Below are 20,826 nucleotides of genomic sequence, written 5' to 3'. Positions count from 1 at the left end.
GCGAGACACAAGTAGGATCGAAAGCGAAATCCTACTTAGATCGACTGTGAGACTCAACTAGGATCACAAGACTAGTGTAAATAGGAACGCAACCCAAGCATCGATACCAGCAAAACAGTAATGCAAATAGAGGGAGAGCCAAGCTCCCAACAACTCCAAAACAAGGAACAAGATGGGGACACTGCCCCCTCCCCTAGAAAGAGCTCAGCCAAGAAAGCGAGGTGGTCGAGGATTTTCCGGCTCAGGATATTTTGGCTATATTTGCTCAATATCAACACTTAACAAGTAATTCATTATGGGAAAGATACTATCTACGATTGGGGTTATTCTACTCTTTAGCCTCGTCGCCGCCATCCTCAAGGGGCTCATCTTCATCTCCAGCATCGTGCTGAAGATCATTCTACTCCTCGTGCTCGTCTTCCTAGCCATAGGCATTTTGATCAAGATTTGGAGGAGCTAAGCTCGAAGAATCGCTACATAATCATAATAGTAGAAGGGCACATCGGAGGCAGATCTCGTGTGCCCTCTTTACTTCAAAAATAACCTATACCTACTCTACCACTGCTATGAGCCTCAAAGAAATTCTTCTCTATCGGCGTGCCACACGACGATACGGCGACCAAAACATCGACCCCGAGATCGTACGGGGATGCCTCGAGCTGGCCCAGCTGAGCCCGACAAGCTCAAACATGCAACTCTACGAAGCCTACCACATCATCGAACCCGAGCTGCTCAAGCAAATGAGTATCGCTTGTCTCTCGCAGGGAGCAGCTACGACAGCGCAGCAGATGGTCGTCTTCGTCCTGAGACAAGACCTCCACAGGTCTCGGGCCCAAAAGCTCCTCAAACTGGAGGAGGAGAACGTCCTGCGTAACAGCCCTGAAGATCGGAGGGCGCACCGCATCGGACGCTGGAGGCTATACTACGGCAAGATCATGCCCATAGTGCACGCCCGCTGCTTCGGCTGCATTGGGCTCGTACGCAAGATAGCAGTGCAGGGCTTCGGCCTCTTCCGCCCCATTGTCCGCCAAATGTCGGAGGCTGATCAAAGGGCATCCCTCCATCAGAGCTGTGGAATCGTAGCACAGACTTTCATGCTCGCCATGGCTGAGCAAGGCTACGACACCTGTCCCATCGGAGGCTTCGACAGTCTTCGTATCCGAAGGCTTCTCGGACTAAAGAGAGGTGCAGAGATCAGCCTAGTAGTCAGCTGTGGTATTCGAGATCCTAGAGGGATATGGGGCGATCGAGTGCGCATCCCCTTCGAAGAGATCTACCACAGGCATTGAGAATCGGGGCGGCGAAGGGGCTTGGCGACAAAACGGGCAAAAAAGAGAGGGTGCGGCTGAACATTCGTTCGACCGCACCCTCTTCGATATTGTTAATACCTATGTACTAGGTGTCTCGCTGGAGTAGATTAGGAGAGCTTCTCCTTGAGAGATGCCAGGGCATCGAGGTCCCCGAGCGTAGCACGCTCAGAGGCAGCATTGTTGGAGGCAACGGCAGCAGCAGTATTGTCCTGACGGCTCTGCTTCTCTGCACGCTCCTGCTTCTCTGCTGCGCGAGCCTCTGCCTTCTGCTCATCCTCGAACACACGGCTGTGTGATACGATGATGCGCTTAGCATCCTTGTTGAACTCAATCACCTTGAAGGGGAGTGTCTCGCCCTGAGCCACATGAGAGCCATCCTGCTTCACCAGGTGCTTAGGCGTAGCGAAAGCCTCTACTCCGTAAGGGAGGCCGATTACAGAACCCTTGTCCAGGCTCTCGAGCACAGTACCTTCGTGGATAGAACCTACCTTGAAGATTGTCTCGAAGACCTCCCAAGGATTGTCCTCGATCTGCTTGTGGCCCAAGCTGAGGCGACGGTTCTCCTTGTCAATCTCCAGTACCTGGATCTCGAGCTCAGCACCTACCTCAGTGAATTCGGCTGGATGCTTGATCTTCTTCGTCCAAGAGAGGTCAGAGATATGCACGAGGCCATCTACACCCTCCTCGATCTCAACGAAGATACCGAAGTTCGTGAAGTTGCGCACACGAGCCTTGTGGCGTGAACCCACGGGGAAACGCTGCTCGATACCAGCCCATGGATCTTCCTTGAGCTGCTTGAGGCCAAGGCTCATCTTACGCTCCTCGCGGTCGAGCGTGAGGATCACAGCCTCAACTTCGTCGCCCACATGGAGGAAGTCTTGAGCCGTACGCAGGTGCTGCGTCCAAGACATCTCAGATACGTGTACAAGACCCTCTACACCAGGAGCAATCTCTACGAATGCACCATAGTCGGCCATGACAACAACCTTACCCTTAACCTTGTCGCCAACCTTGAGGTTAGGATCGAGGTTGTCCCATGGGTGAGGCATGAGCTGCTTGAGACCGAGGGCAATGCGCTTCTTCTGATCGTCGAACTCGAGGATCACAACGTTGAGCTTCTGATCGAGCGAAACCACTTCGCTAGGATGCCCTACACGACCCCAAGAGAGATCTGTGATGTGCACCAAACCATCTACGCCACCGAGGTCGATAAATACCCCGTAAGAAGTGATATTCTTGACAGTACCCTCGAGGATCTGACCCTTCTCGAGCTTGCTGATGATCTCGGCCTTCTGCTGCTCGAGCTCAGCCTCGATGAGCACCTTATGCGATACGACTACGTTGCGGAACTCATGGTTGATCTTCACGATCTTGAACTCCATGGTCTTGTCTACATACACATCGTAGTCGCGGATAGGACGCACATCGATCTGGCTACCAGGCAGGAAGGCCTCGATGCCGAAGATATCCACGATCATACCGCCCTTGGTACGGCACTTAACGTAACCCTGGATAACTTCGTCCTTCTCAAGAGCTTCGTTGATGCGTTCCCAAGACTGTGCTGCACGAGCCTTGCGGTGGCTGAGGATCAGCTGACCCTTCTTGTCCTCCTGGCTCTCGATGAACACATCAACCTTGTCCCCCACCTTGAGGTCGGGGTTGTAACGGAACTCGGATGCAGAGATACTACCTTCGCTCTTGAAACCGACGTTCACCAATACTTCTCTTTTGCCGATCTTGGCAATAGTTCCCTCAACAACTTCGTTTTCCTTGATGCTGTTAAGTGTGCTGTCGTAAGCAGCCTCCTGCTCACCACGAGAGACAGCGCATACGCTCTGCCCCTTCTCAAACTCATCCCAGTTAAAGTCTGCGATGGGCTGAATGTTCTTTAGATTGTCCATACTCAGTTAATTAAATCTGTTTGTTTGTTAAATGATTAGACATTATATTATATCTCTCTCAGAAAACGGCACAAAGGTACAAAAACTATTCCATCCACACGTTCGACACCCAGCAAAAGATCTCACTGAGGCCTCATAGAGGGTACAGATCGGAGGAGGGAAGGAATTCAGGAGAGCAAAAATTTATATAACAAGCTGTCGAATATTTGGTTTGCAACAAAAATACTTTACCTTTGATGCTAAATTACACGATCACTCCTCGAGGGGGCTCTTGGGGCTTCTGAAGAGTGGTTGCGCAATGAGCCCATTATGTCTAACTACTAAATTTAGTGAATTTGTTATGAACAAGACTGAATTTATCGCCCGCTTGGCCGAGAAGGCCGGTCTAACCAAGACTGACGCACAAAAGGCCGTGAACGCATTTGCCGAAGTGGTGGCAGAGCAAGCCAAGGCTGGAGAGAAGATCACCCTACTCGGGTTCGGTACTTTCTCGGTGAATGAGAAGCCCGCTCGCACGGGTATCAACCCCAAGACCAAGGAGAAGATCCAGATCGCTGCACGCAAGAGCGTAAAGTTCAAGCCAGGATCTGCACTCGAGCTCTAATCGCTATCTAGGCGAGGTTATCCCCTCGATCAGAAATCACGAGAGGCTATGCTGGGGCAACCTAGCGTGGTCTTTTGTGCGTTTATGGGAGGCAGCTTAGCTCCTTTAGTCCTAAGAGCGAGGATATTTATACAGAATTTTATTGTTCAAACCAATTATATTCGCTTATTTTGTAGTCGAAGCATATAATTTATAGAGACCTTGTGGTATCTTGGGTGCAGAAAGGCCTTCTCCCGAAGAAGATCCTCGGTCAATAACTTTACAGCGCGTGATGGAAACACTGAACAACTCTCAGACTCCTGAGCCTACAGCACAGACTCAGCCAACGAGCAAGCAGCCCAGCGGTTCGCTCGCCCACCTCTCTGCCACCGAGCTTGTCGAACATCTAGCCATCCTCCTGCAGCAAGAGGAGCTCCCCGAGCGCAAGAGCGTCGATGGGATCAAGCTACTCTTCTACAAGAAGAAGGAGACAGCCCTCGTGCAGCAAAGCGATCAGGCTGAGAACCTCGAGATCCAGGAGACCAGGCTCAACGACCTCTTGGCCACTTTCAAGGCTCTCGACCGCAAGCGTACCCAAGCCATCGAAGAGGCGCAGCAAGCGGCTCTAGAGCTCAAGGGGAAGCTCATCAACGAGCTCGAGGCTCTACTCGAGAGTGCAGAGGACTTTGGTAAGATCTATGCTCGCTACCACGAACTTCGAGAGCAGTGGCAGGCGGCTGGCGAAGTCCCAGCACAGCACTCTGGGGAGATGAGCAAACGCTTCCTAGCCCTGCAGGATCGCTTCTACGACCTCAAGAGCATCAATGAGGAGCTGCGTGAATATGACTTCAAGAAGAACCTCGAGGCTCGGCAGGCCATCCTAGAGAAGCTCAGAGAGCTCACCCAAATGGAAGATCCCATACAGGCTCTACGCAGTATGCAGAGCTACATCAAGCAGTGGGAGCACATCGGCCCAGTGGCCAAAGAGCTACGCACTGAGATCCACAACGCTTACAAGGAGCTAACGGGGACGATATACAAGAGGCATCAAGAGCACTTCGACCAGAAGAAAGTCGTCGAGCAAGAGAACCTTCGTGCCAAGGAAGAGATCTGCACCGAGATCGAACAGATGCTCATGGGAGCTCTACCCACAAGCGTGAAGCTGTGGGAGCAGCACACCCAGCGCATCCACGAGCTACAGGAGAAGTGGCGCACGATCGGATATGCCAGCAAGAAAGAGAATGACAATGTATATCGTCGCTTCCGTGCTGCCCTGGACGTATTCTTCCGAGACAAAGGTGAGTTTTACGATCGCCACCGCAAGGAGCAGGCCGAGAATCTGCGCCTCAAGCGAGAGCTCATCGACAAAGCCATCGCCCTCAAGGATCGTACAGACTGGCAGCGAGCAGCCAATGAGCTCAAGGCCTTACAGGAGGAGTGGAGCAAGATCGGCTCTGTCCCCAATCGTGTGAGCAAGAAGATTTGGGAGGAGTTTCGTGCCCCCTTCGACTACTTCTTTGATCGTCGTAAGGCCATCGAGGGCAACAAGCGTCAGGAAGAGCATGACCACCTAGTGGCCAAGAAGGCTATCATCGAGCGTCTGCGTGCCCTGGCTGCAGAGAATGACCTTGCCCTGCTGCGTCGAGAGCTACCTGAGCTCAACAAGGCTTGGCAGGAGGCTGGGCACGTGCCCTACTTCCGCAAGGAGCGTATCCAAGCAGAGTACAAGGCTCTGCTGGATGAGCTATACGGACGTCTGCGCAATGGACGCCCTCAGCGTCGGGATCATAGCAGAGGGACATCAGGGGAGGGACATTCATCTCGACGTGCGAGCGAACCTTTGAGTGAGCGACAGAAACTACAGCATCAGCTCGATCGGCTCAGCCAGGAGCTGAACGTCTACGAGCGTAATATCAGCAGCCTCTCGATCAGTAGCCTCTCGGGCTCGGATCTACTCAAGGAGGTTGAGGACAAGCGTGATCAGCTGCGAGAGGAAATCGAGCATCTCAGCGAGCGCATTGCCCAGCTGAGAGATCAAGAGCTCAAGGACTAAGGCATAGCCGAAGAAGCCATCCTACTAGAGGGTGTGGCGGGGCGAAGAGCCCGCCACACCCTCTTTGCATAGCTACGCTTGAGAGCGAACCACTCGGACCGATCGCCGAGGATCGGGCTACGCAGCCCTGATCACCCTAGCTCAGGGGCTCGAGAGACTCAGATAGGCTCTCGGTCGAGACCCTAATAGGATCGTAAGTGAGACTCAGATAGGAATACGATCGAGACTCAGATAGGCTCTCGGGGAAGGGCCTAGACGAGGCTGCGATCTCGCTCTCGATAGGGGTTCAAGGGCAAGTCTATCGAGCCCTCGACAGACAGGCTAACGCCTCGGGGGCTGCGTCGAGGGCTGAAACTTACTAGATCGTCGAACAGGCTCAAGCGAGAATCCTTTCGTTGGACGATAATACTTCATCGCCTCGGGCAGATAGCTCTCTATCTGCTTAATGCGGTTGGCTTCACTCGGGTGAGTGCTGAGGAACTCATTAGTCTTACCCGCTGAGCTACGCTCCATCTTGCGCCAGAGGGTCACGGCGGCCTTCGGATCGTAGCCAGCTAGAGCCATCAGTACCATACCCATCTTGTCAGCCTCATACTCCTGCTTGCGACCGAAAGGCAGGGCAACGAAGACCTCAGAGCCGAGGCCATAGGCCTGGTTGATGATGAGCTGTAGGGTGGCCGACTCCTTGCTGACGATGCTACCGAGGATCTGTCCGCCGAGGTTACGCAGCTTGGCATTGCTCAGACGCTCATTAGAGTGCCTAGCCAGTGCATGGGCAATCTCGTGACCGATGACGGCAGCAAGTTCGGCATCCGTACCGCTCGCCCCCCCGATCAATCTCAGCAACCCCGTGTAGACGACGATCTTACCCCCTGGCATACAGAAAGCGTTGACTTGATTACTATTGACCGTATTAACCTCCCAGTGCATAGTCGAGAGGAGGTCATGGAGCTTATTTTGACGCAGATAGGCATCCGCAGCAGCGATGAGGCGACGGCTTACTTCTTCGACACGAGCATCCCGCACGAGGACGCCCTGCTGGTGAGCCGAACGAACGAAGGAGCGGTACTGGGTTTGGCTCAACGAGAGGACCTCACTATCCGAAACGATGCTGAACTGCTTGCGACCCGTGATGGGCACCGTACCGCAAGCCATGAGGCTCAGTAGTAGGAGAGCCGAGAGGAAAGATTTCTTCACTATTCTATTCATGATCACGAGCTAATGTTTGAGTTCTTTGTCCGACGAGTGGTAGGCTCTGATAGTAGCGCAGGGCGGCACGCCAATCTGCTTGCTCGTCCTTGGGCAACGGAGGCATGGGCACATCGGACGAGAGCGGCATCGGCACGAGGCGATAGACAGCCTGCCCCTCGGGCGTTCGCTTATTAACGAAGACGAAGTGGTAGCTGGGGAAGGCTTCCACTTGCCCCGAGCCTTGGCGGACGAGACGTAGCTCGAGCATGAGCCCAGCACGAGTACCCTCGGGTTTGATCTGATTGCTGATGAAGTTGCCGAGGGAGTAGAGGACAAAGGTCGGCTGTGCCTCCTCCTGCAACCACTCCGACCGCTGCACCACATGCGGATGACTACCGATGACGGCATCCACCCCCTGACGGTGCAGCCATCGAGCAAGCTCGGTCTGCTCGGACGAGGGATCACGGCGATACTCCTCGCCCCAATGGATCTGTACGATCTGATAGTCCACCCCGAGCCTTTGGGCTCGTTCTAGATCTTGGGCGATGACGAGGGTATCGATAAGGTCGATCTGGGTGGGCTTTGGGATCGGCATACCATTCGTGCCATAGGTATAGGCCAGGATGCCGAGCTTGATACTTCCCCCCAGCTCGACCACAAGTGGGGTCTGTTGCTCTCGGTCGTCGGCCTTACGGTACGAGCCCGTGTGGGCAATACCAAGGCTATCGAGGAGATCCAACGTGCGAACAATACCTCTACGCCCCCGGTCGGCCGAGTGATTATTGGCCGTAGTGAGGATGTCGAAGCCTGCCTCCTTGAGGGCGACAGCCAGCGCATCGGGTGAGGAGAACATCGGATAGCCACTATAAGGCTTGCCTGCAAGGGTTGTCTCGAGATTGCCGATGCACAGATCCGCCGAGCGCAGCAGCGGACTGATCGAATCAAAGCTCGCAGAGAAGTCGTATCCAGCCTTGAGCTTAGGCCGTCGAGCGGCCTTGATCTGAGGGCCATGTATCATGATGTCGCCGACGAAGAGCAGGCGATATTCGTTCCGAATGGTAGTGTCTGCGCTCTGCTCACTTGCCCCACGAGAGGCCTCGCTGTGGGTGCAGGAGACGAGCAGCAGGGGCACAAAGAGGCTGAGAAGTCGAGTACCTAGGGTCTTAGGTGTGATCATGGAGTATTAGTATTCGGGACGATATTTGCCCTCCTCTTTATCCTCTAGGATGCCGAGATAGCTGATGTAACGAGAGGCGGCGATCTCTCCCCTATCGAGAGCCACCCGCACAGCACAGCCTGGCTCGTGGGTATGGGTACAGTTGCCGAAGCGGCATTCCTCAGCTCGGGCGAAGATCTCGGGGAAGTAGTGCGAGACTTCGCTCTCCTGCATATCCAGCGTGCCAAAGCCTTTGATGCCAGGCGTATCGATCAGGTAGCCTCTGTCCCCCCCAGGTAGGGGGATCATCTGTGAGAAGGTCGTCGTGTGCATCCCTGTATCATGCGCCATCGAAATGTCGCCCGTTCGCAGATCAGCCCCAGGGATGAGGGCATTGATGAGCGTACTCTTGCCCACCCCCGAGTGGCCACTGAAGAGGGTAATGCGGCCCGAGATACGAGAACGCAATGCATCCATCCCCACCCCCGTGATGGCTGAGACTCGATGACAGGGGTAACCGATGCCCGTATAGAGCTCAACCAATTCCTCGAGGTAAGCCAAGGCCTCGGGGGTGTAGAGATCGACCTTGTTGAAGACCAACTCCGTCGGCACTCGATAGGCCTCGGCCGTGGCGAGGAAGCGATCAATGAAAGTCGTGCTGGTCTCGGGGGCTGCGATCGTACAGATGAGGAAGGAGGCATCGACATTGGCTGCCAAGATATGCGAGAGCTTGGAAAGGTTGGCCGCCCGACGAACAATATAGTTGCGCCGAGGCAGGATCTCACGAATGTAATGTGCCTCCCCTGCCCCCTCGGGCGTGATGACTACCTCCACCCGATCGCCCACAGCGATAGGGTTGGTCGAGCGAATGCCCCTGAGGCGCAGATTGCCCTTGGCTAGACAGGCACGCTCCTCTCCATCGTCGCAGAGGGTCAGATAATGGCTGCCTGTATTGCGAATGACTAAGCCTTGGATTACCTTCATAAGTCTCTTAATTTCATCATACTTTCGCTCGCAAAGATAATCAACTGCCCGCAGCAGGGCAACCGTCCTGCTCTCCTTCCTCCTCGAGCCCCTCAGGGCGAAGCTCCCTCGAGTAAGGGCTCAGATCAAAGAAGAGACGAGCACACTCCTGCCTGGTCATCCTTGCCCTCAGAGCATCGAGCAGCTCCTCCTGCCTCGGCTGACCGAGCGTCATCCTATAGAGCGAGACAATCTGCTTGATCCGTTCGTATCGCCCCTGATCTTGGCTCAGAGGGTACATCGGCACAAGGCGTTCGATCTTAACCGATTGCCACTTCCCCAGACTCCAGTAGGGGAAGAGATCCGAGGGCTGATCCTGCGGTCTTAGCCCCTGGGCTAGATCGAAGAGCTCTGACCAGATCTCCCCCCCTCGGAGATCTCTCCAATCGGCGAAGAGGTCGGGCAAGCTCTGCCGCACCGAGAGGCATTTGTAGCGATTGACTCGCCCCTCTCGCTGCTCTAGATCTATGGGGTTACGAGGTAAATTCCAGTGCATCACCCTGCGACAATAGAGGTGAAAGTCTAAGCCCTCTTGCCCTACCGACGTAGAGGCCAGGACAAAGGGCCTAAGAGGACTATTGAAGGCCAGACGAACCTGCTCTCTACGATCTATCCTCCGTGTGCCCTCCTCCCCAGAGGAGAGACAGACGGCAAAGTGCGTGCGCATCGACATACGAGACCTGCTCTTGACCTCGGGTGAGAGGCATTCGGTCAAGAAGCTCCTATAGGTATCGACCTTGTACGAGGCTGTTTGCAGACTAAGAGCCTCCTCGATAAGCTGAGGGGCCTCGGGAGACTCTCCCACGAGATGCCAATATTCATCGACCACAGCCTGTAGGCAGCCATCTCGACAGTAGGACAAGAGGTTGCGCCAGTATCCCCTGGTGCGTCTATGCCCCTGGGCTAGCAGCACAGCCGCAATGCTCTCGGGGCTATCGAGCTGGCAGACAAAGGCTTCGACGACCCGCACGACCTTCCGAAGCTCAATCTCCCCACCCATAGTCCTCCGCCAGCAGACAGCAGGCGAGGCCAGGGTCATGTCGCAGAGCACATCGATGAGATCGGAGGGCATCGCCCCAAGCAGTTTGGTGCGAGTATAGAGGGCATCCAACCTCTGGTCTAGAAGCCTTGCGACCCTTCCTCGTCCTGTCAAGCTCCCCTCTGAGGCGAGGACAGACTGGGCTCTTAGCCAGTCTAGGCAGTAGGTTCGATCATCAAGCAACATCGGAGCCAAGAAGTACCAATCCTCATCCACTCGACGAGCCCCAGGCCTTTGGTAGAGCCTCTCGAGCTGCTCTATATGCGAGCCTAGGACCTTCTTGATCTGCGAGCGAAGCTGGGCTGGGCTCTGCCCCAAGCGCAGACTGTCGGCAGGCCTCCACAGCTCAGCCAAGCTGTGAGCAGGATAGAGGAGTGTGAGGGCCGTTCCTCCACTGATACGCCCCTCCCGAAGCTGCACCCTCAGCTGAGGCGAGGGAGTGCGAGGCTTGAAGTAGCCAGCCTTTTGACTACCCACGAGCCGACCAATAGTGCGCTGCTCTGCCTCGTAGGAGAGGAGGGTGGCGATCATACGAGGGGCCATCTCCCAGGACGAGAAAGCCAGGATCTTACTGAACCCTTGAGCCCCGGCATAGGCCCCTCGGAGGGGGTAATAGGGAAGGGATGGGGGGATCCACAGCAGCCTCTCAGCCGAGTGGGCGAAGGCCTCTCGCCTGAGATAATCGAGGCTCGCATGGTGCAGACGCAGTGGCTTATAGTGCTCGATGACCCCCCCCTTGTCGATCCACAGACGAGGCAGGCCCAGGGCCTTTCGGGAGCGCAGATGGGGTTGCTCTCGAGCGGCCTTCACGAGACGATTGCGGATGTCATAGCCCGAGAGGAAAGAGAGCGGACAGGGGCAGCTCTTGGCATAGTCTACGAGTAGACGTTCGCCGAGTCCTGCGGCTCGGAGCAAGCGACTTAGGTCGATATATCCCCTCAGATCCTGCTCATGGATCTCCAGCGATCGCCTCGTCGAGCTATCATCGAGGCTGTCTATCCCGCCAGCCATGGCCACTCGTTCGGTGCGGCAGATGATGCTGTAGAGGAGCTCTTCAGAGCTGCTCTTGAGGGCTAGCATCTCCTCAGAGAGTCCTTTGGCCTGCCTCAGTGAACGGGCATAAGCCCCCCAGGAGCGATCGAAAGCCTCTCGAGCCTGGGCAGAGGACAGAAGGAACTCTCGCACCGCTCTGAAGTCTCGCTCGTGTAGCTCCTCGCCGCCCCGCTCCTCAACTTCATCCATGGTCTCGTAGAGCTTGTACGGAGTCGCCGAGAGCAGCAGGATGCGGGTCTCTTCCCGCTCGAAGAAGGCTCTCGTAAGCATCCCCATCTCACTCTCATCAGAGAGGTCGAGCATGGAGCGGAAGCGTTGAAACTCATCCATGATGACTAGGTCAGCCCTGAGCTCACCGACACTGTACCGAGCCATCGATAGGCGAAGGCGGCGGATAAGTTCGCCTCTAGGCATCGCCCCCTCCTCCCCTCTCAAGCAGGCCTCGATCTCTCGGAGGATGGGATCTCGACCCAGCTGCTCGAGAAGCCCCATCGGATAAGCCCCACCGCTCAAGAGCTCGAGCCTCTTGAGCTCATCTCGATATTGCTGACGAAGCCTCTGCCAGCGTTCGATGACGACCGATCCACACAGCAGATCGGAGAGCTTGCGTGAGCTTCTCTTCAAGCTCCCAAGCCTTGAGAGTAGGGCGTAGAGCAGGGCCCGCTCGTCCACAAGGCCCTCACCCCGTGTCATCTCGAAGGAGGTCGAGGGCGAGAGGCCAATGAGCTGTACAGCAGAAGGCTGCCTAGGGGTGTCGTAGCGCAATCGAGCGAGCTCAAGGTGCTGCATCGAGAGGCGCAGATTGCTCCGGTAGGAGGGGGTACGGGCCAAGCCCTCTAGGCTCAGCTTGGCAAGGTTTTGCCGAGCAATGGTCTGGCTCGAGCAGATATAGACAACCCGAAGCCCTTGCCCCCTCAACTGCCTCGCAACCCGAGCGATCACTCCTCGGGCGACGTAGGTCTTTCCCAGGCCCACCTCATCGGCCACCAAGACACGCATTTGCCCCGAGGCAAACCGCTCGGCAACTCGATCGACCGTAGAGCGTTGGAAGTCTCGAAGCTCTCGGTCTACCTGCTCATTTGCCCGCTCGATCTCACAAGGCTCAAGGTGCAGTTCTTCAGTCATGACTTAAACATCTGTGATAATACCTGATAGAGTCCGAGGAGCTCAAAGGAGAGCTCTGCGGAGCTATACTGGCGGTACATTTGGATCTCACGCACCAGCCCCAGGATCTGCTCGGGCCGTTCGGCGCAGGCTCTCAGCACGCTCTCGTAGAGCGAGGGGGCAAAGAGGCCTCTAGCGGATCGCTGCCCTAGAGGGGCGGGGCATCCCTCCAAATCTATAGCCTCTCGAAGGGCAAACCGAGGCCTACCAGTCAGGTGAAGCCAAAGGGCCTCGAGCAGCGTCTCCTCATCGGGGATGGTTTCGGCATAGAGCTCATGCTCCCTCTGCTCCCTCAGGGCAGAGCCCTCGGGCCAATGCAATGGCAGGGTAAGCACACGATGCATACTACTGCCATCGAGGGCCACGAGGAAGTAATCGGATACCTCCGTGAGCAAGAGGTCATCGAAGGTGATCTCGGACGAGAGGGCCTGCCAGCGATGCCCCAGGAGAGGGCGTATCAAGAGCGAATATTCGCTCCTGGGGAGCTTGTCGAAACTGAGGCATAACCGATAGCGAGGTAGATCTGTCGAGACCCCAGGCATCTGCTCGAGGTGAGTGGTACAAGAGAGACGGCAAAGGCTGTCGAGCAGATGCTTCATCCGCTCGACTTCGCTCTCGGCCTCTGTATCTGCAGCTTCGAGGCAGCCTTCCTCAAGGAGGAAGAAGGGCGATCGACTCCCCTCCTTCCCAGCACCCAACAGTTCGTCTAGAAGGGCTTCGGTAGTCAAGCTCTGCCCAGAGAGATCTAACCTCAGCAGGAGCTCGACGTTGTACTCGAGGGCCGCTCTCGTGGCATTCAACGATCCGAGGTAGAGACGTCTGTCTGCGCCCCTCTCGTAGAGGTACATCTTGGCATGTATATCCTGTGGGCGGGGCTCATACTCGGACTGCTCTAGGGCTCGCTCTCCCTCGACGATGCCCTCCCTTAGGGCATAGATCTCGAAGGCATCGAAGCTCTCACGAGGCAAGGCCGAGAGGGCCCGACGTCGTGAGAAGAGCACCCGTCGATGCCTCGCCGAGGAGGGTTTGTCGGGGAGTAACCTCCGGATCACCTGGGGCGTGAGGAAGGGGGTGATGACCGTGAGCTGGTGGGCTCGTCCCAGCTCGTCCCAGTCCATTCGTGCTCCACCGGGCAGTAGGGGAATGAGCTCGGCAGCTTTGAAGCCTCGGGGTAGCTGCCAGAGCAACCCCTCGGAGCACTGCATCATCCGTCCCATCAGCTGCCTCTGCACCCTAGCATGGACGGAAGTGGGAATTCGACGATGAAGGTAGTCGAGCATGGGGCGAAGGCCCTCAAGACTGACAACACCCTTGGGAGCTTGGGCGGCCTCGTATCCCTCGAGGGCAACGGCGACATCCCAACTTCGGTCGCTCGTCAGGTTACGGCTCATGACGACGAGGCGGCAGCGACGCTCCTCAGTCTCTCGACTCTTGTAGCACAAGAGCCACATTTTGGGGTGGAAGGAGGCCTCCCCTCGGCGCATGCGGATCGGGACAAGGATTGATTCGAAGTGGGCGAAGCCGCTCCATGCCCCCTCGGTCCGAGCCGAAAGCCTGCGGTTGTCGTGAAAGAACAGCAAACGCCCCTCGAGATGCCTCAGTGCCATCCAGGCCTCCAGCGGACGAATAGAAGCCGAAGGGCCCTCGCCCCTCCCCCCAGCATGCAGGCGCATACACACCGACAGCAAATATTCGAGCTCCACGCTATAGCTGGTGCCGAGGGCCGCCTCCAGGCTGTAGCCCTCTGGGGGGAGGAGGAGGCGAACGTAGTCTAAGCGATCATGCTCGGGGCGAAACATACGGAGAGGTGGAGGGGGATGAGGGTTCGTTCAAGGCTTGGGTAATATCCTTCGCCAGCTGGCAAGCCGTGGGGAAGCGATAGGTCAGTTCGGAGCGAGAGATAGGACGTTGCTCCGAGCGGCCAATGCGGCTATGCTCGGCCTTGAGGCTACGCTCCCGCTCACGAATAAGGCGACAGACGAGCTCAACCTTCTCAGGGCTATACTCCAAGGCGAAGGCCTCGCTCAATCGACGAACGAAGGTCTGCGTCTCGAGATCTATAGCATGCAGAGGTTGAGACCTAAGGGCGAAGATATGCTCTAGACGAAGCGGTAGCGGAGCAATATCCTCGGGGTTGAGCTCGGCCTCACCCACCTCCACAAGGGCTTTGTACACCCCTAGGGCCTGACCCATGAAGGTGGAGAACTCTAGGCTCAGCCGAAGAGTCTCTGCGAGCTGCTCGGGAAGAGAGCCCTCCTCGAGCAGCCTCTCGGCGAAGGCTGTATACGAAGCCCCGAGCAGCTCGGCCAGCGAAGGCGAGAGCATATAGGGCAGGAGGGAATCTCGGCAGGCGGACGAGATCCGATCGACCAAAGCCTCGGCCTCGTCTCTAGTCAGCTGGATCGAGATCTCCATGCGCCAGCCTGCCCTCTCGGGGCGAAAGTCTCGATGCCACGAGGGCTCTCGAGCCATGCTCCCAGCTCCCTGGAGGTCATCGTCCCAGGGATCATCATGAGGGGCTCTATAAGCTCCTCCCTTGCGGAAGGCTTGGGCCTCCCTACGCATCCGCCGCTCGTCCATCGCCTCGTCGAGGTACTCTCGGATGCTCCTTTCCCTACCGAGGAAGATCCCCCAACGCCTCAGACCACTCCAATAGATGCTCGAGGGAGCGATCTTGACCCAACGCCCTGAGCGCAGCGAGCGATGCCCAATAATACCCAATGGCCGCTCTGCCTGCTTGATCATCTGCTCGGCTAGAGTTCGCTCCTCGAGGTGTAGCTTCTCGAGCAGTTCGTCCGTGCTTGCCTCGAGGGGGGCATGGGCGACGAGCTCCTGCAAGAGACGAGGGATGAGGCAGAAGTACTTCGCCCTTGTCTGCTGCGTCGTTAGGCCTGGGAAGAGGAGGTCTGAGAAGGTGTCTCGGATCGCTCCGACACCCAGCTCGTCAAGGGGTTGAATGCCTTGATTGAGGATCTGTAGGGCTAATGCACGATCCTCAGCAGAGAAGTCTATCCATCCGATCATGGGGCTACTATAGGATAAGGTGATGCGAGGGCTATTCGTCGTTGTGTGAAAGGGTGCTCCACGGGAAGCGGGGCGCAAGGTAGTACTTTTCGCACAAGTGGCAAGGGGTTGAGCCCTCCCCAATACCCTTCTCAAGCAAGACGTATACCTTTCCCGCCTAAAACGTATACGTTTTCAATGCAAAACGTATACGTTTTCAGCCCAAAACGTATACGTTTTCGACGCGAAACGTATACGTTTTGTCCAGCATACGTATTTTGTCTTATCGCCTCACTCGGAAGTCGCCCTTGCGAGGAAGAGCAAAGCCATCGAAGAAGGGCTACCTCACAATCGATTCAAAACGCCTCTCTTCCTCAAATACTACGAGCTTCAAGGGCACATGAGAAGCCCTATATGCAGAAAAAATGAATTTCCGTATGTGAAGGGGTTGCTCTCCCTCACATACGGAAATTTACCTGCATCACGATCCTATTCGATCTTTGCAGTGGCCTGCGACCTAGGTTTGCGCCTCTCTTCTTATAGATCTCCCCCCCACTCTATATCTTCAAACTCTGCTCCGAGATCAAAATCCTCGACATAAGCCTCCATAGAGAGCGTGAGGAGCAGATTGGATAGCTGGAGCGGCTCCACTCCAATAATAGTTGGAGCCTCATATGCGGGAACAACTGAACCCTTTTTCATAACTATTTCATTACTATTAAGTCTAACAAATCTCTCTCCAGGCTACTGGAGCATTGCAAGAGGACTCGGTTAAGGAATAGGAATATTATTCTTGTCCACCTTGCGGTATCCTCGTATCTGGAGCGCATATATATGACTTGGTGGCAGATGCAGGTTGGATCGGGTAGTAAACCAAGATCCTTGAGCTCCTACCCCCTGAGAACCCCCAGCGATAGTCCCCTGCGCCCAGTAATCGAAAAGACGATGAAGCCCGCCACCACCTTGAGAAGCGGCATAATACTCATTTTTGTCTGGCTCCTTGACATGGTAACCAGCGAGAGGGAAATGGCGAGTAACATCCCAAGTCGCCATCTCAGAGCCCCAAAAACTCTCACAATTATCGTCCCTCATATCCATCTCTGAGAGACGATAGCCAAAGTCTCTGTAACCAAACCCTAAATTGCGAGTAGCAATCATAACATACCCTATCTCGCCACTATGGTTGACGACGAACTCGTAACGCCATGCGGATAAGTGATAGTGAGTAGAGATCAGAGGACTAGAGGGGGCTGGTGCAACCTCCTCACCATCCAGGCCGTCTGGCAGATACCTCAGGGCATAGGTGATCCTCTTCATCCGTTGTTGAGCGAGATCTCCAGGCCAACTAGAACCAGGATTAACGTTCTCACCGAGGTTATAGTAGTTGGATCTGATATATACGGCCTGATCTTCTCCCCCCAACTGGACATATTCCTTCTGATTCGGCATAGAGGGCTGCACCACCACAGAGCCGTATGTATTGAAACGAATACCACTAGGCTCATTCTGGACAGTTGAGGATGCTAGACCACCTAGGATACTTGCCCAGTGCTCTCTAGTGGGGAGCATCCAATGGATTCCAGATGATCCAAACGCAGTTGAAGCCTGCTGAAAAGGGAAGAAAGAGTCTCGCGGATATCCCGAATACTTTTTGATATCATTCTCATTATAAGTATAAAACTCCCCGATCCTTCTGAGTGGAGTCAAGCTAAAATTGTCTAGAGGCACGCGCGGCTCTCTGATCTGGAGCTTCATCCCGAGGACTTTCTTCATCAGATCAGCCTTTGAGCGGGCAGGGATCTGACTTACGAGAGACTTTGTCCTGTCGATATTCGGATAAGCCAAGCGAACCTCAGCGTAGCCTCTATTGATCATAGACGAAGATACTTGACCGAATGCTGTATTGGCATTCGTTATGTTATTCTTCCAAGATGTAACGTCTGCATACACCCTGGTATGTCCTTGCCCTGCGGTTATATCAGCAACGGGCATCACCCAGGCGTAGAAGTAGTCTTTGCCGTCTCGAGAGAGTGTCGCATCCTTCTCGAGGAACTGGTAGAGATGCTCAGCCCCAGTATCTACTTGGTCATCTGGCTGAGTACCACTGCTCTCCCCTGCCTCGATGCCGCTCTTGAGATACTTCATGAAGTAGCGAAACCGCTGCACACCTGGAGCAGGCCTCTTGTAGAAGCCTCTACCAGAGACATTATTGCCCGTTACATAGGGTTTGTGGCTTTTGAGGAGGTCATCTGATTGTAGGTCGCTGGCCATAAGGCTCTGCCATGCTGGATAAGCCCCAGCAGAGGAGGGTCTAGACCATACGAACTTGCCCCTATTGTGGAAGACAGAAGACTCCATATAAATCTTATTCAGACGGACTCCCCTGTTAAGCTTATTCGTAACCGATAGCTTAAGGAAAGCCCCCTGAAGACTAAACTTCGCAGGCTGATTATTGGCGGGATATGCGTGAGCATCCTCATTGTTCGTTCCTGAGATCTTCAGCTCAACCCAAGGGAAGGCCCAAGGAGCATCATAACCAAACTTATTGTCTGCCCCTGGCACTACTGCCCGCTCGGTAGCATATTGTAATCCCTGTCCAGAGCGCAGTTTGTTTAGGACACCAGCCTTATCAGTCTTGAGGGCCTCTGGCCCCATGAGGCCTGTGATGTACCACCTACGACTGCCCTGCGTGATGTTGGAGCCAACGAAGTTGATGGTTACAGGCCTCTTAGGTTTGCCTGGGACATCCTTGTTGGGATTGAATCGGAGAAGACGATCATCCACACGATACCAATCCTCGATCAGATAAGTTACGGGCTGAGCAAGATCATCACTCCAAATGACCATGCAGACGGGCACTGTAGGGCTAGTATCGAGCTGGGCACTCAGTTTATTGCCGTTGGACTCACTGAGATACATCAAGGCTTTAGAAACATCTTGCACTGCATCAAAATCCAAAGACACAGAAACGACCGTTGCCTCCGTAGGCATCGGATTCGGTTTAGGCTTCTCTGGCTCTCCATTCTTTTTGCAAGATGCAAGAAGCAACAAAACGAATAGAAAGAAAGCCGAAACCCTCCCAATGATGGGATAGCATATCTTGACTAAGATGCCACCGCCACCCTCCTTTTGAGACAGATGGCCAAATAGACAAATATCCTTCATAAATAGCTTATTTTCTTTATATTAAAAATTAGTACAATACTCTACCTCCTCAATATACAAACTGAGCTTCGCGTACAGAACAATAAGACAGCGACGAAAAGGAGTAGAGCAAAGCCTCTCCACTAACACATAAGAGGAGGGATTAGTTCGCCCGACATCAACAGCATTGCAAAGATGACCCACAAAGCATGCCACAGGTCTCTAGTATTCTCAGTCCATGGATATATATTTATATCATAAAATAATGAAGACATGAAACTGCGTGAACAACCTAGCCAAAAGCAAGACCACTCTAGAGTAAACCAAAGCAAAACAAAAACACGAAGCACCTACACCCACACTCATCAGTATAGGGAACAATCATATTATCTCTGTCGCTCATCGAATCTCTTCCAACCACTCCACCCCCCTTATTTCGCACCAAAATGGGGGAAGCAAAACACAACGTCTCTATTGACATATTTCAAAGAGCCTACCTAAACGTCAGAGGCAAAGATAAAGGAAAAAGTAACACTAAAAAAACCGTATCAGTTCATGAACACAAGAAGGAAAAAGGACTAATAGTAAAAACAATCAGAATAAACATGATCATTTCGAGATCATCGAGGATGCTATGAAGACTAATCCAAGAGTATTTTCACTTACAAAGTGAGGGATAGCTCATGGTCTTATGGCTAGAAGTTAAATGAAAAACTCGCAAAATTAACGGTGGAGCTACAGATGAGATCTTGTAAAGATCTCGACTGAGACATAGATAGGATCTCGATCGAGGCATAAGTAGGAGCGCAACCGAACTCCTACTTATGCCTCAACGACAACCCTAATAAGACCCTCAACGAAGGCCTTATTTAGATCTCAAAAATAATCCTATTTAGACCTCGAGGTCGACCTATTGAGGTCTCCATCAGGGGGAGTATTTTCCTGCATGATGGGGTCCGAGAGCAGAAAAGTTTACGTACATTTGCACTCACTGAAAGTTTCTCACACGGATGAGCCGCCCACAAAGCGCATCCAATTCATAATTTACACAACAACCTCACGAAACAATGAAGGTATTCCCTACCCTACTCCTCCTCTCGGGAGTACTGGCCCTAGCCGGGTGCAGTACTCAAAGGATCGCCCAGGCCTCGGCCAAACCCAAGCAAGAGCTCACCCCTCGATCCAACTACTTCCACGGCCTTTGGGTCGAGGTTGCTCCTCGGCAAAGCTATGAGAACGACGAACTCAAGCAGGCACAATACGCTCTCCCCAACTCTCGATCGGGGCACTACAAGCGGTATGATGCCAATGGCTCGTTTACAAACTACATTGCCTTCTCTCCCGTTCATCTCTTCTACTCGCACTACGGCACCTACCGTCAGGACAAAGAGGGCAATATCATCCAGGAACGAATTTTAGGGCACACGGCAGAGCCCAAGATGGTCGGGCAGAGCTCGAAGATACAGACGAAGATCATCGACCAGGATCACTTCCTACTCACCTACGAGACCCAGGATGGGATCGTCGGCCGAGAGCTGATGAGACGAGTTAAGTTCGTCGATAGGCCCGAAGAATACTATCTCAAGGAGCTCGTGGCCAAGGGCTTTTTCAAGGAGAAGACTTCACCCAGTAAATAATTCACCTGCAAATATCCTATTGACATGTATATGATCATTCGCTGTATGCGTTCGCTCGTCTCACTGCTGCTTCTCTTCACCCTCAGCACCAGCCAGGCCTGGGCACAGAGTGGGGATCAGCCTCGTGCCCTCTCGGGCGATCAAGTTGTGCCCGTTGAGTTCTACTATGGTATTTGGCAGAGCATCATTCCCAAGTCAGGGCTCAAGGACTACTCCGAGGCCATCAAGCAGGGGACGCCAACCTTCTTCTACAAATCCATCGAGCCAGGTCGCTACTTCACCCTCAATATGAACAGCATCTACCCTACGCCACTCATCATCCAGGAGGGGACGTACGAGTTCTCCCCCGAGGAGGGTATCCATACCGAGCACATCACACAGCATCTGACCTCCCCAGAGATGAAGGGGCGAAGCTCCAAGATCCGCACCTATCGCTACGACGACGAGCACTTCATCCTCCGATACAAGATCGAGGGGACAGAGCGGTACATGTTCGAGGTCTACCGCCGCATCCGTCCGCTCAAACTCTCGAGAGTCCCCTCGGCAGCCCAGTCCTAGAGCTCCTCTTG

General features: G+C 54.4%; 15 protein-coding genes. 6 read left to right on the top strand and 9 right to left on the bottom strand.

Annotation, left to right across the window (positions count from 1 at the left end; genetic code table 11):
* Nucleotides 1-295 precede the first annotated feature (295 nt).
* Nucleotides 296-460 (top strand): hypothetical protein, encoded by a 165-nt coding sequence (locus HQ37_RS08400; RefSeq protein ID WP_160215075.1) that lies wholly within the window; start codon nt 296-298, stop codon nt 458-460.
* 106 nt (nt 461-566) lie between these two features.
* Complete coding sequence (locus HQ37_RS06885) at nt 567-1,289, top strand: nitroreductase family protein (protein WP_036881737.1); 723 nt, start codon at nt 567-569, stop codon at nt 1,287-1,289.
* 128 nt (nt 1,290-1,417) lie between these two features.
* On the opposite strand, the gene rpsA is transcribed toward HQ37_RS06885, so the two are convergent.
* Nucleotides 1,418-3,211: a 30S ribosomal protein S1 gene (gene rpsA / locus HQ37_RS06880; RefSeq protein WP_036881736.1), complete on the bottom strand. Its 1,794-nt coding sequence runs from the start codon at nt 3,209-3,211 to the stop codon at nt 1,418-1,420.
* Between the two features lie 340 nt (nt 3,212-3,551).
* Between rpsA and HQ37_RS06875 the strand changes: the two genes are divergently transcribed.
* The gene (locus HQ37_RS06875) at nt 3,552-3,815 is read left to right on the top strand and encodes an HU family DNA-binding protein (protein ID WP_036881735.1); all 264 of its coding nucleotides are present in this window, start codon (nt 3,552-3,554) and stop codon (nt 3,813-3,815) included.
* Between the two features lie 271 nt (nt 3,816-4,086).
* On the top strand, nt 4,087-5,847 hold the full coding sequence (locus HQ37_RS06870; protein WP_036881734.1) for a DUF349 domain-containing protein: 1,761 nt from the start codon (nt 4,087-4,089) through the stop codon (nt 5,845-5,847).
* A 321-nt stretch (nt 5,848-6,168) separates the two neighbouring features.
* Here the strand turns inward: HQ37_RS06870 and HQ37_RS06865 are convergent, their stop codons facing one another.
* From HQ37_RS06865 to HQ37_RS06835, 8 genes are all read right to left on the bottom strand, one after another.
* Entirely contained in the window at nt 6,169-7,056 is an 888-nt protein-coding gene (locus tag HQ37_RS06865) for a M48 family metallopeptidase (protein WP_052080833.1), read from the bottom strand.
* Nucleotides 7,049-8,215 (bottom strand): CapA family protein, encoded by a 1,167-nt coding sequence (locus HQ37_RS06860; protein ID WP_081951801.1) that lies wholly within the window; start codon nt 8,213-8,215, stop codon nt 7,049-7,051. Before HQ37_RS06860 ends, HQ37_RS06865 begins: the two co-directional genes overlap by 8 nt.
* A 6-nt stretch (nt 8,216-8,221) precedes the next feature.
* A complete protein-coding gene (gene rsgA, locus HQ37_RS06855; RefSeq protein WP_036881747.1) occupies nt 8,222-9,169 on the bottom strand; it encodes a ribosome small subunit-dependent GTPase A in 948 nt (315 codons plus the stop codon).
* 49 nt (nt 9,170-9,218) lie between these two features.
* Complete coding sequence (locus HQ37_RS06850; RefSeq protein ID WP_036881725.1) at nt 9,219-12,434, bottom strand: helicase-related protein; 3,216 nt, start codon at nt 12,432-12,434, stop codon at nt 9,219-9,221.
* Nucleotides 12,431-14,272 carry a phospholipase D family protein gene (locus tag HQ37_RS06845; protein WP_036881724.1) on the bottom strand — a complete coding sequence of 614 codons (1,842 nt, stop codon included), beginning with the start codon at nt 14,270-14,272 and terminating at the stop codon, nt 12,431-12,433. The genes HQ37_RS06850 and HQ37_RS06845 overlap by 4 nt, the downstream gene beginning before the upstream one ends.
* Entirely contained in the window at nt 14,253-15,497 is a 1,245-nt protein-coding gene (locus HQ37_RS06840) for a DUF6361 family protein (RefSeq protein ID WP_036881723.1), read from the bottom strand. Before HQ37_RS06840 ends, HQ37_RS06845 begins: the two co-directional genes overlap by 20 nt.
* A gap of 516 nt (nt 15,498-16,013) precedes the next feature.
* Complete coding sequence (locus HQ37_RS08395; protein ID WP_160215074.1) at nt 16,014-16,178, bottom strand: hypothetical protein; 165 nt, start codon at nt 16,176-16,178, stop codon at nt 16,014-16,016.
* A 69-nt stretch (nt 16,179-16,247) separates the two neighbouring features.
* Nucleotides 16,248-18,467, bottom strand: a complete 2,220-nt coding sequence (locus tag HQ37_RS06835) for a hypothetical protein (RefSeq protein WP_036881722.1) — start codon at nt 18,465-18,467, stop codon at nt 16,248-16,250.
* 1,220 nt (nt 18,468-19,687) lie between these two features.
* Here HQ37_RS06835 and HQ37_RS06830 point away from each other — a divergent pair.
* Together HQ37_RS06830 and HQ37_RS06825 are read left to right on the top strand one after the other, a co-directional pair.
* A complete protein-coding gene (locus HQ37_RS06830) occupies nt 19,688-20,257 on the top strand; it encodes a DUF4488 domain-containing protein (protein ID WP_036881721.1) in 570 nt (189 codons plus the stop codon).
* Between the two features lie 24 nt (nt 20,258-20,281).
* The gene (locus tag HQ37_RS06825) at nt 20,282-20,815 is read left to right on the top strand and encodes a DUF4488 domain-containing protein (protein ID WP_036881719.1); all 534 of its coding nucleotides are present in this window, start codon (nt 20,282-20,284) and stop codon (nt 20,813-20,815) included.
* Nucleotides 20,816-20,826: the final 11 nt, after the last annotated feature.

This window comes from Porphyromonas sp. COT-239 OH1446 (assembly GCF_000768875.1).
Taxonomy (GTDB): domain Bacteria; phylum Bacteroidota; class Bacteroidia; order Bacteroidales; family Porphyromonadaceae; genus Porphyromonas.
This window is presented reverse-complemented; position numbering and strand designations above follow the sequence as displayed.

Bases quoted from the DNA above. Each gene is read 5' to 3' on its own strand.
- HQ37_RS08400 (WP_160215075.1), top strand. From the start codon at position 296: ATGGGAAAGATACTATCTACGATTGGGGTTATTCTACTCTTTAGCCTC.
- HQ37_RS06885 (WP_036881737.1), top strand. From the start codon at position 567: ATGAGCCTCAAAGAAATTCTTCTCTATCGGCGTGCCACACGACGATAC.
- rpsA (WP_036881736.1), bottom strand. From the start codon at position 3,211: ATGGACAATCTAAAGAACATTCAGCCCATCGCAGACTTTAACTGGGAT.
- HQ37_RS06875 (WP_036881735.1), top strand. From the start codon at position 3,552: ATGAACAAGACTGAATTTATCGCCCGCTTGGCCGAGAAGGCCGGTCTA.
- HQ37_RS06870 (WP_036881734.1), top strand. From the start codon at position 4,087: ATGGAAACACTGAACAACTCTCAGACTCCTGAGCCTACAGCACAGACT.
- HQ37_RS06865 (WP_052080833.1), bottom strand. From the start codon at position 7,056: ATGAATAGAATAGTGAAGAAATCTTTCCTCTCGGCTCTCCTACTACTG.
- HQ37_RS06860 (WP_081951801.1), bottom strand. From the start codon at position 8,215: ATGATCACACCTAAGACCCTAGGTACTCGACTTCTCAGCCTCTTTGTG.
- HQ37_RS06850 (WP_036881725.1), bottom strand. From the start codon at position 12,434: ATGACTGAAGAACTGCACCTTGAGCCTTGTGAGATCGAGCGGGCAAAT.
- HQ37_RS06845 (WP_036881724.1), bottom strand. From the start codon at position 14,272: ATGTTTCGCCCCGAGCATGATCGCTTAGACTACGTTCGCCTCCTCCTC.
- HQ37_RS06840 (WP_036881723.1), bottom strand. From the start codon at position 15,497: ATGATCGGATGGATAGACTTCTCTGCTGAGGATCGTGCATTAGCCCTA.
- HQ37_RS08395 (WP_160215074.1), bottom strand. From the start codon at position 16,178: ATGAAAAAGGGTTCAGTTGTTCCCGCATATGAGGCTCCAACTATTATT.
- HQ37_RS06835 (WP_036881722.1), bottom strand. From the start codon at position 18,467: ATGCCTACGGAGGCAACGGTCGTTTCTGTGTCTTTGGATTTTGATGCA.
- HQ37_RS06830 (WP_036881721.1), top strand. From the start codon at position 19,688: ATGAAGGTATTCCCTACCCTACTCCTCCTCTCGGGAGTACTGGCCCTA.
- HQ37_RS06825 (WP_036881719.1), top strand. From the start codon at position 20,282: ATGTATATGATCATTCGCTGTATGCGTTCGCTCGTCTCACTGCTGCTT.